Origin of the sequence: Mesorhizobium sp. ESP-6-2 (assembly GCF_020164675.1) — a bacterium.
Taxonomy (GTDB): Bacteria; Pseudomonadota; Alphaproteobacteria; order Rhizobiales; family Rhizobiaceae; genus Mesorhizobium.
Genome location: NZ_JAIUGT010000010.1, coordinates 125,338 through 139,738, shown reverse-complemented (window position 1 = coordinate 139,738; position 14,401 = coordinate 125,338). Strand labels below are relative to the sequence as shown.

The following is a 14,401-nucleotide window of genomic DNA, read 5'->3' as shown; positions in this document are numbered from 1 at the left end:
TCGCTCGAGAACTGAGTAGAGAAGAAGAAGCGAGCAGAATCACTTGCGTTGCTGAGTTGTGCGTCAGTCGGGGGGAAAGATGTACTCAAGAGGATCGGAATGGCGCGAGTGGGATTTGCACATCCATTCGCCAGCATCCTTTCACTGGAATGGTGAGCGGTTCGGATCCGACGCTGGCCGAAACAAACACCTTGTCGACGAAATGATCCGTGTTTTGAACGAGGCAACGCCAATAGCCTTCGGCCTCATGGATTACTGGTCCTTCGACGGGTGGTTTGCATTGAAGACACGGCAGGCCGAACACGGTGCGCCAGCACTTGAGAAGACCGTATTCCCAGGCATAGAGCTTCGCCTGTCGGCACCAATGCAGGGCCGGCTTAATGCGCACGTCCTTTTCTCCAATGAGATCAGCGATCAGCATCTCAAGGACTTTCTTTCTGGCTTGAAGCTGGAACTAATCAGTCAGCCTCTCTCTCCTGATGCACTCATTGACTACGCTCGCTTCGCGGGTGCCGATAAGCTTGCCAGCCACGGGTTTGACAAGAGCAAGGTCGCGTCGGACGAAACAGAAGCTTTGAGGGCCGGCAGCGAAATCGCCGAGGTGAACGTCGACTCCTACAAGGAGGCGATCCGGAATGTGCCGGGGGGCCGGGCAATCGGATTTATGCCCTTCTCTACCAATGACGGGCTGGACTCAGTCAAGTGGTACGATCACTACGCGTACGCGTTGGGGCTATTTCAATCCTCACCGATTTTCGAGACGCGAAAATCGGATTTGTGGGCGGCGTTTTGCGGCGTCGAGACAGAAACCAATAAGAAGTGGTTCGGCAATTTCCAGGCGGCGCTGAGAGGCATTCCCCGGCTCGCCGTTTCGGGTAGCGATGCTCACTGTTTCCGCGGCAATGGCACCAACGACAAGCGTGGCTATGGCGATTTCCCGTCGGGTAAGCGCACATGGATCAAGGCCGATCCAACGTGGAAAGGTTTGCTGCAGGCGCTAAAGGAACCGGCCAAGCGCTCGTACCTCGGTGAACGGCCGCCGAAGTTGGAGCGTATCAGCCAACACAAAACGTTCTACATCGATCGCGTTCGCATCAGCAGGGCGACGGGGAGCACACTTTCCGACACTTGGCTGCATGGAACTGAAATTCCGCTGAACCCCGATCTCATCGCGGTCATTGGGAACAAGGGAAGCGGAAAAAGTGCGCTGGCCGACATCGTGGCGTTGCTGGGCAACTCCCAGCAAAGCGCCCACTTTTCGTTCCTGAAGCGCGATCGCTTCCGCGGAAAGGCGGGGGAGCCGGCCCGTCAGTTCGTTGGAGAGCTTTCCTGGCTTGCGGGCGATCCGTGCGTGATGAGCCTCTCCGAAGATCCCTCGCCGGGACGTGTCGAATTGGTTCGCTACATACCTCAGGGTCGGTTCGAAGCCCTCTGCAACGATCACGTGTCGGGGAAGACAGACGAGTTCGAAAGGGAGTTGCGCGAAGTTATTTTTTCGCACGCCCCGACCGACGTGCGTCTCGACGCCCTCAGCTTTGACCAGCTCATCGAAAAGCAGGAGATCGTGTTCCGCGCTCGAGTGAACGAGCTTCGCAAATCGCTGCGTGCTCTCAACGAGCAGATCGTCGAAACCGAAGACCAGCTCCATCCAACTGTCCGGAAGAACCTCGACGAGCAGATCAGGCTGAAGAGGAAGCAGATCGAGGAGCACTTGGCAATCAAGCCGCCGCCCGTCGCACAGCCTACGGAAGAGCTCACCGCGGATCAGAAGCAGGCAAATGTCCGGCTTGCGGAAATCGCCACGGCGCTCGAGACGCTGGCGGCAGAAGGCAAGAAGGCCGGCGAGGAACGGCAGGCAGTCGGCCGCAAGCAACGGTCGCTTCGCAGTATCAGCGAGCGGACGGGATTGTTCGAAAAACAATTCGCAACCTTCATATCCGAAATCGCTGAGGACCTCGCCCTTGTCGATCTCAAGGCCGACGAGCTCGTTGCTCTCAACGTTAACCACCCACTGGTTGCCGAGCGCCAGCAGGCCCTCGTGGCAAAAGATAGAGAGATAGCGAAAAAGATCGAGAGTGCCGCGACGACACAATCCGAACTGATTGCGGAGCACACGCTCCTGGCAGAGAAGCTGAACGAACCACAGCAGAAGTATCAAGCCAGCGTAAAGGCATTAAAGGACTGGCAGGCCGCTCTGGAAGCGATCGAAGGCTCTGAAACTGAGCCCGAAAGCCTCAAGGGCTTGCAACGTCGCTTGGAGCAGATCGAAGAGCTTCCGTCTCTGCTGGCTCAGCGACAGGCCTCGCGACAGGAGATCACCGGCCAGATCTTTGCTGTACTCGGGGAACAGCGCGCTGCCCGTGAGGCCTTGTTTGCACCACTGCAGCGATTGATACAGAGTAACGCCCTAATTCGCGAAGAATACAAGCTTCAGTTCCAAGCAAAGCTGCTTGGCTCTCCGGACGGTATTGCGGCGAACCTGTTCAGTGCTATTAAGCAAAGCAAAGGTGAGCTTCGCGGTGAAGACGAGAGCTTTGCAGCAGTGCGCAGCCGATTTGAGAAGTATCGCTTCGATAGCGCGGCTGATGCAATTGGATTTGCCGAGGACATTGCTGCCCTCTTGGCAGAGAGTGCAGAGACAGCAATCAGCGGCCCCGGCATCCGGTCGCTCATGCGTAAGGACAAGGAACCTGCCGAAGTTTATAGCTACCTTTTCGGCCTTCCTTATCTCGAACCGAAGTACACGCTTCTCTTTCAAGATGCGCAGATCGAACAGCTATCACCCGGGCAGCGCGGCGCGCTGCTTCTGATTTTCTACCTGCTCGTCGACAAGGGGCGCAATCCCATTGTCCTGGACCAGCCTGAGGAGAACCTGGACAACGAGACGGTGGTGAGCCTGCTTGTCCCGGTGTTGAACGAGGCTAAGAAGTCGCGGCAGATCATCATGGTGACACACAATCCCAACCTGGCGGTCGTCTGCGATGCCGAGCAGATCATTCACGCGACTTTCGACCGAAAAAACGGCGCCCGAATCTCCTATCATTCAGGTTCTATCGAGGACGGCACCATAAACCGAGCGGTCGTCGATGTGCTCGAGGGGACGAAGATCGCCTTCGACAACAGGGGGCAGAAATACCATTGAGAGCCGATCGAAATAGCGCGGACGGCGCAGTCCATCGGTGGATGAGCAACTCTCAGTGCGCAGGATGGGCGCATTCCACAATTTGACACTTCAGAGAAAGGGGGCACCCCCTCCGCTGTTTTCTCCAGTGTCGCTTGCCGGCGAGTGCGGGCCCAACCGCAATGCCGCGTAGATCACCTGAGCTCGTGGATCATAACGTTGGGAATGACCGACTTCGCAATCTCGCATAGGTGCCGGTGATGGGTCAGATAGATTACCTGGCCTACGCATGCCATCTCGCCGAACAACCGGAAAACTTCCTCCGACCGGAGATGATCGAACGTTTCCATAATGTCGTCGGCGATGAACGGTACAGCGGGCCTGAGCTTGGCAAACTCATAGTATCCGGCGAGCCGTAGGGCCAGGTAGAGCTGGAAACGCGCGCCTTTCGAAAGAGCGTCTGCGACCTTCGATTGGCCATCCTGCTGCGTTGCGATGAGGACCTCGCCGCCCTTCACTGGCTGGGTCGTCAAGCCTGTGTACTGGCCGCGTGTGATCAGTGCGAACGCGTCGGACGCCTCGCTCATCATTCCGGAGCGGTGACGTTCGCGATAGACCCGGAGCGCGCTCGACGCTGACATCACTCCAAGCTTCAATTCGATATAACGGACAGCCTTTTCCTCAATTTCGAGAAGGACGGTGCGACGATCGGCATCAATGCGGGCAACTGCGCTGTCGCCGCCGATCGCATCGATCTTGTCAGTCGCCCGGGTTCGCCGGACGAGCTGCTGTTGGAGTGAGTCATCGAGGTCGGCGAGGCGTCGTTCGATTTCCGCCTTTTCAATTGCTATCCCATCGAGATCGAGGCCTTCGAGCAAGGATCGCGCCTGGGCGAAATCGGCGAGGGCGAGCTCGCTCGTCAGTCTTTCCTCAAGCTCGGCCACGGCACTCTGCAGGGCGTCTCGTTCGCGAAGCTGTTCATCGCGCTCCACGACCTCCGGCAGAGTTTTCACCCCAAAGGCATCGAGCACTTCCTGCTTTGTGGTCACGTTTGCCGCGACATCAGCGTTCAGTGCCTCTCGAACCTCGTGCAACTTCTGAACGTCAAGGAGGAGATCTGCCCTCGCCTCACGAGCACGCTCGGCTTGCTCCAGACGCTCAGTCAGCCTGACGCTCACCTGTTCTGGCGCGTCGCCCATCGCACGCTCGCCGACTTGCGCACCAAGGCGGGCCACCTCTTCAGCAAATGCAGTCCTATCCGCCTCCATCTTGCTTATGCGGATACGCATGGCCTCACGATCCTGCAGGGCCTTTGACAGCTCCGACAATTGATCGAGCACGCTCCCAAGCCCCGTTCCGGCGATGCCTTCTTCGAGCCAGGTGCCCTGGAGCGCTTCCTTAACTTCGGCCTGCCATGCACCCTCTCGCCGCTCGGCGATTTCAACAGCGAGCCGCCTGGCGGCCAGCTCCTCTTCCTTCGCGGCGACGCTCCTCAACGCTTCCGCGCGTTCCGCGTCGACCTTCGCCTGCCTGTCCAGAAAGCGGTCTGCAGCAACCACCATGGCCTCCAGGGCCTCACCAGGCTGCGGCTGAATTCCAACGCTTTGAAGAGCCGAGGCCAATCCGAGATGGATCCGCTCCCCCTCGGCCGTTGCGCGTTCGATCCTTGCGCGTGCTTGCAGGATATCGTCCCAGGCGGCAAGCGCGTCGGCGCGCGCGGAAAGGCGCTCGTCGAGAAGCCCGATCAAGAGGTCGAGCGACTGCGCCTGGCAATCCTCAAGCAAAGTGTTGGCCATTTGCTTGATCTCAGTGGATGCCATTTCTGCCCGCTCGGCCACCCCGGCAAGCTGACCGCTCACGCGCTCTATGGCCGCTTCGGTCTCGGCAGCCCTTTGCTTGATTGCGCGTAAATCCGCCAGATCGCCAGCATGGGCCAATCGAGCCGCGCCGACATGGTCGTCCTTGGCCAATGCCGCGGCAAAGACATCTGCGGTTTCCGCCTTGAGGTCGGCGCGGTGATTTCGCCAGGCCTCGTCCCTCTCACGTCGAATGGCTTCGGCTGTGTCATCGTCGGCGATGTCGGCCGAGGCGCGAGCAGCAGCCAGACGTGACAACATCGCCATCCGACTTTGTTCATGCTCAGCCAAGCGCTCGGAGAAGACCGCCTTCTCCCTTTGAAGGTCCGCGGCCAATGTCTTCCACCCAGCCATCTGCATGGTTGGCGGGATCGGCATCTTCGAAAGGGCCTCCGCTTCTCCCGACCACGGCCGAAGGCGCCGCATCGCATTCGCCAGCCTTGTTTGCCGCTCGTCCTCCAACGCGCGCGCCTCTCTTATCTCGCGTGCGTGACTACTGGCCTTCGCCTCTGATACGGCTGCCATCAGCCTGGCTCTTGCGGGCTCGGGCACCGCCCTCTCCTCGCCAACGCGACCTCGTGCAGCGTTGAGGCTGTCGAGCGCGGCAGCGGCTTCATCGCGGGCCATCCGCAGGCTCGTCGTGATGCCGGAGCGTTGCTCGACCATGGTGCGGAGCGAGCCAACCACAAAGGCAGGCAGGATGAGGCGAGACGGATCCTGTTCCGCCGACCTTCCAAGCGCGGCGAGACAGCTCGCTACGACCTGGTCGAGTATCTGCACTTCCATCTTGCGGGTCGGCAGATCCATTCCCGCGGACAAATAGCGCGCTTTGCGATCGGCAAGTCCGCGCACCTGTTCGGAGATCGCCAGGACAGCGTCGTCGACAGTGATTGCCTCGATCTTGGCCTTCGCCCGATCGATCTCATCGGCATTCGCCTGCAGACGGGTCCTCAGCTGCGCGTCCTGATCGATCAATTCCGCGACGCTGCCACTCCAGGTCCTGAGAGGAGATGGTATGTCAGGCAGCTCAGCCAGCCTGCTTGCCTTGCGTGCGATTTCGGCCAGGAGCGGAGCGGCGCGCACATATCGGTCGATCGTGGCGAGCCGCGCCGACAACATCGCGCGTTCAGCCAGGCCGCGGTCATACTTGTCCTGGGTTTCCACCCGTTCCGCCTCGAGCGCCTCAAATGTCGAGGCCAGCGTGTCGATCGCCTCCTTGCGTGACTTGAGCTCCGTGAAGCGTTTCTTCAGCAACGCGATTTCCGTGCTCTGGGCTTGTTTTCGGTGAAGCCCGTCTGCCTCCGTCTCCAAGGCGGTCAACACATCGCTGGCATGGCCTAGTCCTGCGCTCGCGGTGAAAAGGAGCTTGCCGAGATCGCCACGCGATTCAAGGATCGACTTGCCCCCTACCTCCAGCGTCTCGTCATCCAGCGAGAACATGCTGCTGTAGGCATCGCGGGACAAGCCCGCGAGGTGCGCCGAAATGGCAATTTCGCTCAGTGGCTGGCCTTCGGCGTCGTGCAGTGAGTTGCTGCGACTCTTGGTGCGTGAAACGGCAAGCGTCTGCGTCTCGAATTCGAGCAGCCCGCCGATGCGCATGGAGCTATATTCGTGCAGGAAATTGTAGCGGCTGCGCTCTTCGATGCCGAAGAGTAGGTCCAGGTAGGCGGAAAGCGCGGTCGATTTGCCGGCCTCATTCAGGCCGAACACGATATGTAGATCGGGACCTGAAACCGGCTTCTCTCCGAAGTTGATCGCCTTATCGGTAAACTTGCCGTAGCGGGTCAGATCGAGGCGCCGCAATCTCATCGCGTCGCACCTACCTTGAGCCTCGCGGCGACCAGGTCGACGCTTCCGGCAAGCACATCGTCGAGAAACTGTTCAAGCCCCGCTTCGTCCCTGCCGGCGAAACCCCGCGCATCGGGCGGCAGGTCCGCGATCGTCTTCAACACGAATTCCCGCGCTTCGGCTCGAAATGCTTCTGAGCCCGCATTGGCGCGCATCGACTCTGCGAGTTCCAGAGTGGGATCGGCAGCATCTCCCAAAGCACCGACAGCGGAAGCCGAAAGATCAAGCTCCAGCTTCTCCACCCAGGTGTCGCCTACCTGCTCCGCTGCCTGCTCGGCTTCTGCGACGGTCAAGTCCCGGTCGCGCATCAGCGACCAAGAAAGGGCAGAAGTGCCGACCAGGCGAAGGCGGGCAACAAGGTAGCGCGATCTGGCAACCTCCCGGCATTGCTCCAGCCCTGCTCGGATACGAATGATGGCCTCGCTCCATTCCGACGCCTCGGTCAGATCGACGCTCACCCGCTCGAACTGCGCGACACTGGTGAGCCTCTCCTCGATCTCGACAGAGCGATCGTCGCGAATGGTGACCAGCGTGACCGATTTCTCGCCCGCTTCATTGATGTCCCTCCCCTGAGGGATGCCTGGCATCACGAGCGTGCTCGCACCGGAATACACCTGGCGAACATGAATGTGGCCAAGCGCCCAGTAGTTAAAGCCGTGACCATGCAGGTCGGCGACGCTGCAGGGAGCATAGACGTCATGGCCTGGGGAACCGGCCAGGCTCGTGTGCATGATGCCGATGTTCGCAGCTCCCTCTTGCGGGGCAGCATATTTGGGCAGCAGGCTTTCAGGCGCCTTGGGGCTGGCGAAGCTGAGCCCATGGAACGCAACGTCCACTCCAGAGCCAGGCTGGATCACGGATTGGCAGCGGCCGCCGAAAATGGTCACCGTGTCGGGCAAGACGAGCTGCTTCGTAATCCGCGACATGGCGTCATGATTGCCGCGGATCATGTAGACCCCGACGCCAGCTTGATGGAGACGCGCCATCTGCGCGGCCAGGAAGCGCGCCGTCTTCATCGAAGTCTGGTCGCCATCGTAAAGATCGCCGGCGATCACAAGCGCATCGACACGCTCCGCAAGACACAGATCCACGATCGCGGTGAATGCCTGGCGGCTAGCATCTCCGACCAGCTCGGCGAGGTCAGAATTTCTGAGTGCGAGCGAACGCAGTGGAGAATCGAGATGGATGTCGGCCGTGTGAACAAATCGAAATGCCATTCGAAGGACTCTCCGGGCCCGAGAACAAGGAGCTCAGGCAGAATGCCGACGCTAAGTTAATCCAGCCCAAGCCGTTACGGCGCACGGGTGAAGGCAGCTTGGCTCGGTATCAAAGTCCGGCAGCGTTCCGCAACAGCCTAGTGCGTGAGGTCACGAAATTTAGGTCGGACCTCTCGCCCCTTTTTTGACGGTGCATTCGCTTGACCCTTTTGCTTGGCTGACCAAAACTGTTGCGTGCCTATCGCCGGCAGCGTCCAGAATCTCAACATTGGTCATGGGAGTTCTCGGCGACGGGCGCCGAAAGCCTCTCCCAAGCCTCAACGCGTTACGGCACCCCGGTCCGCACTCTCACTCCAAGGGATGTTGCGGATCTCCCTGCAAATGCGTGGTCGAAATCTCAGCTGAGCCATACAGAAAGATTTCCCTCGAACTCTGAAAGGCACAAAATGGAAATCCGGCTTTCCGGCCCCGCAGAAATTGTGGCGCGACAATCAACTCCGTGCTGTGTACTGACGTTGCCGTCGGCAGCGAAGATAAAGCGATACTACCCATAGGTGGTACTGGTGCGACGAAGGACATAATGAAGCTCAAATTTCCCAAACGGTCGAAAACGCACGTCACCGAGACGGAGTCTTGGCGGATCCTCGATAGTCTGGCGCCCAAAGACTGGATCGTGCGCGAGGTTACGGAACGCGACTACGGCATCGACGCGTACATCGAGCTCGTCGACAAGAACGACGAGGTGACCGGCCAACTGATGTCTGCCCAGCTCAAAGGGGTGGACTCGATCACGTGGAAGAAGGGCAACGGCGGCAAGAAGTTGGCGGCGTCACCGCAAATCAAGACCAGCACGGCAGCATACTGGCACGGTCTGCCAGTGCCGGTCTTCCTGCTGGTCGCGGATCTCGCCGCGAAAGACATCTATTTTGTGCCGGTCAAGGAGGTCATCCGGGGCAATTTTGAAAAAATTGAAAAGCAGGGCTCGATGACCTTTCCGCTATCCCACTCGCTTTCACTCAAATCGAGCGATGGACCTCGGCTATTCCGCTGGTTCTATGCGCGCGAGCGGCTCCAGCCGGAATTCGCGTTTCATATCACGAACCTGATCAGCCAGATGGACACCTTTGCCGACTTCATCCGCATGAACCAGAATCGCGATAGCTTCATGGAGGTCGAAGTCGAGCGGCACCTGCAGTTCCGGGCACTCTACGAGTCCTGCCGGATGGCCTCGCTCTATCTGGAGAGTGAATGGCCGCTGGAAGAGCTAATCGAGCTATACAGGATGGATCGGCACGATTGGAAAGACGATTGGGCCCTGCTCCACGAGAAGACGCTGGACTATGCCTTGCAAAAGCTCGAGGTGCTGTTCCCCGCGCTCGTGCGAAAGGCGCTCACGCTCGTCAGCGAAACCCAGGCCGGCTATTGGCAGGCGACCGACCGGGTCTTCTTTTCGCTATGCAGCAATGGCGAGCTGAACATGCGACTGAAGCAATTCGAGGACGAGATCGGCCGCTAGATCGTGACTGCAATTCTGCCTCGGCTCGAATCAGGCGCATCCCGCGCATCGGCACGATCATGCCGATTCCGACAGGCTGACGGCGGCATCGCTGTACGTGGAACGCCACATCGCATCGACGTGCTCGTCGACCACGTGATGATGGTGCGGACCCGAATAGGTTTCCGCCCGTTCGCCGAGTTCCGCGATGTCGGCGGCGACGCCCTCTGCCGCGGACCGGTTGCTTACGAGCACGGACCGGATGGCGCCGAGCTGAGCGTCCCAGTCGATCGAATCGAGCAATCGGAATAGGTAGTCGCGGCCGTCGAGCAGGTTGTCGAGTCCCAAGCGCTGGTCGGCAATCTCAGGATTCATGTGAAGCTCCACATTGTCCGACTCGCCCTCCGGCCTCGCGATCAGTCGTTCCATTCGCCGCGGCGGGCAGGCAGGCGCGTGTCGGCAGTGCGCCAAGGTTTGCTGCCTCGCTCGCCGCGGCGCTTCGGCTTGCCGTCCTGGTCCCAGGCAACGACGGAAAGGCAATCGGCATTTCGATATTTGCCGCTTTCACCCCAGTCCCAGGCGAAACTGACGGTCTCGCCGCTATAGACGAACTTGCCGGACCATTGCGCGAGGAACGAGTACCGCTCGCCGCCGATGGTGATGACGTGCTGGTGCCAGGGCCGCTTGTTGCCGCCGCGGCTGGGCGGCCGCGACTTGTCTTTGAGATAGAGGCCGTAGTGCTCGACTTCAGCCTTATCGATGTTCACCCGCTGACCTCCTGTTTGCTAGTCGACAATTCATGGTAAGTGGATGCGATGAGGGGCGAATTGCAAGTAACGCTGGCGACTTTTGCGACCGCGGTCCGGGCTTTGCTCGAAGACAAGGATCTGGCCTACGCCGATCCGGCCGAGCGCGCGCTCGTCGCCCGGATCCGGCATCTGCTGCATGGTCAATATGCGGGCTGGTCGATCGACCTCGAATGGAATCGGCGCGAGGACGTCATCAAACGGCTTCGCTACGGGCTCAGCGATGACGAGTTGATCGGCAAGGACGCGATCGTGCCCGACCTGATCGTCCATCGGGTGGGCAAGCGCGAGAACCTCTTGGTGGTCGAGGTCAAGAAGGCATCGAACAAGGTCTTCGACGGCGACATCTGGAAGCTCAGGGGCATGACCGAGCAGGCCGGACCCTACGGATATGCCGTGGGCCTGCATCTGGTGATCGACGTGAAGGCGGGCAAGGCGCCCCGCTCGGACGTCTATGTCGATGCCGAGTTGGACGAGGTCCTGACAGAGTGGATGCAACTCGAACTGGCAGGCCGGAATTGAACGCGGACCCGGCACGAATCGTCGAGCTGGTCCACCGGTTCAGCGGGCCGGACCTGACGCAGACCTTGTCGCGCATCGAATGCGCAGTGCGCGGCGTGACGGCCGCGGATTGCGCGGGCCTGCTCGAAAGTGCTGGCGCCGGACGGGAGGCACTGGCGGCCGCGGCAGAACTGAAGCGGCTCGCCGGCCAGGTCAATGTCACGATCCATGCGCTGGGCATCCTGCTGTGCCTGCCGCATATCCTCGAGCCGGGCGAGCATGTGGAATATTTGTCGCTCGGCGCCGGGAACACGGGGCGCGATTTCGACCTCGAGACGAACCTCAGGGTTGCCGAATTCAAGTTCATCCGCTGGCGCGGCGGCGCCGAGTCCATTCGCCAGAATTCGGTGTTCAAGGACTATCTGTTACTGGCGGAACATCACTCCGCCAAGCGCAAATACCTCTACCTCCTGGGCACGGACCATGCGTTGCGCTTTCTGCGCGGCGGCCGGGCGCTGTCGAGCGTGCTCAGTCGCAACGACAAGCTGCAGAAGATGTTCGCCAACCGGTTTGGAACAGCGTTCCGGACGGTCGGGGACTATTTTGCGGCGCATGGCGCGGCGGTCCGGATCGAAGACGTGTCGCCGTGGCTGTCCGAGCTTGCCGAAAACATGGTCGAGGAGCCGGCCGAGGAGCCGCTCGGCTAGGGTGCGGGTCGCATGACGCGAGGTCGGCGCCTGCCGCGTTCTGGCGGCTGCATTGCTGCCAGCAGTGCCTCCTCTGCGTCCTTCTGCGGCCCCATGAACTCCATATGGTCGGCGATATAGGCGCCGAAGGACGCCGCGTCTTGGGCTGATGGCATCGCGGCGGGGTAAGGCAGGGGCAGGAAGGAGGTCAGCGCGATGCGATAAAGCGGCGCGGCATACTCGAAGATCGACCGCTGCGGCGTCGCGAGGAGAAGGTTGCTGCGCTCGACCGGGTTGCCATGCAGGAAGTCGTTCCGGCAGTCGTAGAGCCCCTGGTAGAGCCAGGACGCGAGGGTGCGCTTGACCTTGGTCTTGCCGCCGGTGTCGTGTGTCAGCCGGCCGCTTGCCGGGATTTCCCATGGCGTGCGCTCGATGAGCTCGAACACCTTGTCGCGGTTGGCCTGGCCGCTTCCGCCGGGATGAACGAGGATCTCAAACGCGCTGACCCAGAGTGAGACGATGCGGCCGACGTCATAGAAGGTCGTATCCGTCCCTGCCGGCAGGAGGGAAGCCTGGTACGCCATGTTGAGCGAACGCATCAAAGCGATGTCTTCCCATGCCGGTTCCGAAGCCTCGTAGCGACGTCGCCATCGCGTCATCAGCGCCGCGAGGAGCGGCTGGTCGATGTCGCTGCCGCTCAATTGCGTGCGGAACAGCGCAGGCGAGGACTGCCCCTTGAAGCGGGCGACCTCATGTGTGCCGAGGATGGCGGGCGTGCTGCCGATCATGTCCTCGTAGTGACGGTCGAGCATCCAGGGGTAGATGGCGAAGGCCTCGCCGAAGAGGATCCGGTGTCCACGGGGATATCGGAGTTCGAGCGCCCGGCCGCGTGTGACGGCGGCGAGCGCAATGAGGTCACGGAAACTCGCGAGCGCGCCGATCTCGCGAAAGACGGCGGGTGCTGCGGTGTGAAGGAGCAGGACGGTCGGCTGGAACTTGGCGCCGAAATTGTCGCCGAAGCGGTTGAGGAAGCGCCGGAACATCGGGTGCGTCCGCTTCTGCGCCGCAACCCGGCGATCGTGCGCGGGGGCGAGCGCCGCGATGTCGCAACCGATCGCGGTGTCGAGCGGAATATTGGGCAGAACGAATATCGGCGTCCAGTCGCTGGTCATATATTGGGTCCGGTTTGGGGGCGTTGCCGCCGTCACTGAAGAAAATACGCGCAAGACTACGCTGGGATAACGATGAACGATACGGAGCGCGAGGCGATCATCCTCAATTCGGCCTGGGAGATGATCGATGGCATGGTCAACTGGGCGATGTTCATGAAGATCGAGCGGGCGGACCCGTCGAATCTTATGTTCCAGACCAGCGGACACGCGCGGCTCTTCATCATCCTGCTCGGCGACTTCCTCTCGGAGATTCGCGCGTTCAAGGGCGAGGCGATCCCGCTTGGCCTCCGGCCGGCGCCGAGCAACGCGCGCCCGTCCGATCTGACGTTCCTGTTTCACCTAAGGCAGGTCTGTGCCGATCCGAAGCTGGGCGCGGACGGCTCCGGCCTGTCGGCCGCAATAGAGACCTTCGCGAGCTGGCTGGAGGGGGAATTCACGGCGTCGGGCGTCAACCTTCATTCGATCGATGTCGTCACCGACCTGCGCGTGGCGCGCTACCGCTACCTCAAGATGTGCGGCGACATGGCCAAGCATAATCTCGCGCGGCTCGCAACGAATGTCGGGCATCTGCGCAAACTGCTTGCGGGGGCGGGTCATCAGGTGAGCGAGCAGCAGGGCTACCTCGCCGTCGAAACCTTCTTCGAATGGTTCCACCAGGACATTTTCATCTACCACGCAAGCCTCATCGGTGAGTTTCTGAACAACATCCGCTGGGCGATCTATGACTACCTGCAGCCCGAGTTTCGGCGGTCGTACCATGTCGCGGCGACATCGACCGTGGAATTCCCGATCTACGGCTATCATATACCGTCGGCGATCACCGAGCCGGTGGCGGTCGCGATGTACTGGGACGCCATGAACCGCTCGCGGTCGCGGCCTTATGTGCCGCGCTTCGTTATTCCTCACTATATGAAACAGCGCTATTGACCGGTCCTGAGCAAAGGAGGACGCGTGAGCAACGACGAAGCGAAATCGGACCAAGTGTCCCTGGAGGCTCTTGCCAGGGGGGCTGAAAAGACGTTCGAGAATGCCGAGCAACTGTATTTTGAAGCGGAGCTTCTGGCCAAGGCGGGAGCGGTGTCGCGGGCGCTCTACCTGCACCAGATCTCGCTCGAAGAATGCTCCAAGGTCGACACTCTGGGGGCTTGGGCGGTGAGCCTGCTGACCGGCTTGGAGGTCGACCAGAAGAAGGTTCTGGCCGCACTTGCCAGGCATTCGTCCAAGAACAAGTCCAATGCCTATATGCTCGAGGGGTCCGCGGCGGAGAAGGACGCCAAGTCGCGTGGCGATCTGAAAGGCGCCATCGAGGCGTTTAAGACGTCCCAGGAAGAGTTCCACCAAGCGTCGAACAAGGCGAAGAACGCCGCTCTTTATGTCGACTGGGTGGATGGCGCGTTCGCGGCCCCGAGCGAGCGGATCACCGACCAGATGCTGGTCGACATCACCGAGCGCAACGCCACGTTTCTCGGCTACGCACACAACGGGGTGAAGATGATGAAGCGGCTGACGACCTCTCCGGATAAGATGAGAGGTCTGGTTTCGGGTTTTGTCGAGCAAGCCGAGAAATTGCGCGAAGACGATGCCCAGAACTCCGTCGCGGCGATGGAGGCCTTGCTGGCGCGCTTTCTTGAGGATGGGAAGCGCGAACTCAAGGACGAGGACACGTTTCAGTGAAAATCGCGTGTGCGACGCGCACGCC

General features: G+C 60.6%; 11 protein-coding genes. 6 read left to right on the top strand and 5 right to left on the bottom strand.

Annotation, left to right across the window (positions count from 1 at the left end; translation table 11 throughout):
- The first annotated feature begins 79 nt into the window (after positions 1 to 79).
- Complete coding sequence (locus tag LB532_RS23950) at positions 80 to 3,142, top strand: TrlF family AAA-like ATPase (protein WP_140640787.1); 3,063 nt, start codon at positions 80 to 82, stop codon at positions 3,140 to 3,142.
- 173 nt (positions 3,143 to 3,315) lie between these two features.
- Here LB532_RS23950 and LB532_RS23945 read toward each other — a convergent pair whose 3' ends face one another.
- Both LB532_RS23945 and LB532_RS23940 read right to left on the bottom strand, forming a co-directional pair.
- Positions 3,316 to 6,786, bottom strand: a complete 3,471-nt coding sequence (locus tag LB532_RS23945) for an ATP-binding protein (RefSeq protein WP_140640785.1) — start codon at positions 6,784 to 6,786, stop codon at positions 3,316 to 3,318.
- Positions 6,783 to 8,042, bottom strand: a complete 1,260-nt coding sequence (locus LB532_RS23940) for an exonuclease SbcCD subunit D (protein WP_140640783.1) — start codon at positions 8,040 to 8,042, stop codon at positions 6,783 to 6,785. Before LB532_RS23940 ends, LB532_RS23945 begins: the two co-directional genes overlap by 4 nt.
- A 580-nt stretch (positions 8,043 to 8,622) precedes the next feature.
- Between LB532_RS23940 and LB532_RS23935 the strand changes: the two genes are divergently transcribed.
- Positions 8,623 to 9,558: a DUF4365 domain-containing protein gene (locus LB532_RS23935; protein ID WP_140640781.1), complete on the top strand. Its 936-nt coding sequence runs from the start codon at positions 8,623 to 8,625 to the stop codon at positions 9,556 to 9,558.
- Positions 9,559 to 9,615: 57 nt separating this feature from the next.
- Here the strand turns inward: LB532_RS23935 and LB532_RS23930 are convergent, their stop codons facing one another.
- Together LB532_RS23930 and LB532_RS23925 are read right to left on the bottom strand one after the other, a co-directional pair.
- On the bottom strand, positions 9,616 to 9,966 hold the full coding sequence (locus LB532_RS23930) for a hypothetical protein (RefSeq protein WP_140640779.1): 351 nt from the start codon (positions 9,964 to 9,966) through the stop codon (positions 9,616 to 9,618).
- Positions 9,954 to 10,304, bottom strand: coding sequence for a hypothetical protein (locus LB532_RS23925; RefSeq protein ID WP_140640777.1), 351 nt, complete (start codon positions 10,302 to 10,304; stop codon positions 9,954 to 9,956). Before LB532_RS23925 ends, LB532_RS23930 begins: the two co-directional genes overlap by 13 nt.
- 48 nt (positions 10,305 to 10,352) lie before the next feature.
- On the opposite strand from LB532_RS23925, the gene LB532_RS23920 reads away from it, so the two are divergent.
- Positions 10,353 to 10,865 (top strand): hypothetical protein, encoded by a 513-nt coding sequence (locus LB532_RS23920; RefSeq protein WP_140640775.1) that lies wholly within the window; start codon positions 10,353 to 10,355, stop codon positions 10,863 to 10,865.
- Positions 10,862 to 11,551 (top strand): hypothetical protein, encoded by a 690-nt coding sequence (locus tag LB532_RS23915; protein WP_140640773.1) that lies wholly within the window; start codon positions 10,862 to 10,864, stop codon positions 11,549 to 11,551. Before LB532_RS23920 ends, LB532_RS23915 begins: the two co-directional genes overlap by 4 nt.
- Here the strand turns inward: LB532_RS23915 and LB532_RS23910 are convergent.
- Positions 11,548 to 12,702, bottom strand: a complete 1,155-nt coding sequence (locus tag LB532_RS23910) for a hypothetical protein (RefSeq protein WP_140640771.1) — start codon at positions 12,700 to 12,702, stop codon at positions 11,548 to 11,550. The genes LB532_RS23915 and LB532_RS23910 overlap by 4 nt on opposite strands.
- A 72-nt stretch (positions 12,703 to 12,774) precedes the next feature.
- Here LB532_RS23910 and LB532_RS23905 point away from each other — a divergent pair, with 72 nt between their 5' ends.
- Positions 12,775 to 13,629, top strand: a complete 855-nt coding sequence (locus LB532_RS23905) for a hypothetical protein (RefSeq protein ID WP_140640769.1) — start codon at positions 12,775 to 12,777, stop codon at positions 13,627 to 13,629.
- A 24-nt stretch (positions 13,630 to 13,653) separates the two neighbouring features.
- The gene (locus LB532_RS23900; protein ID WP_140640767.1) at positions 13,654 to 14,376 is read left to right on the top strand and encodes an AbiV family abortive infection protein; all 723 of its coding nucleotides are present in this window, start codon (positions 13,654 to 13,656) and stop codon (positions 14,374 to 14,376) included.
- Positions 14,377 to 14,401: the final 25 nt, after the last annotated feature.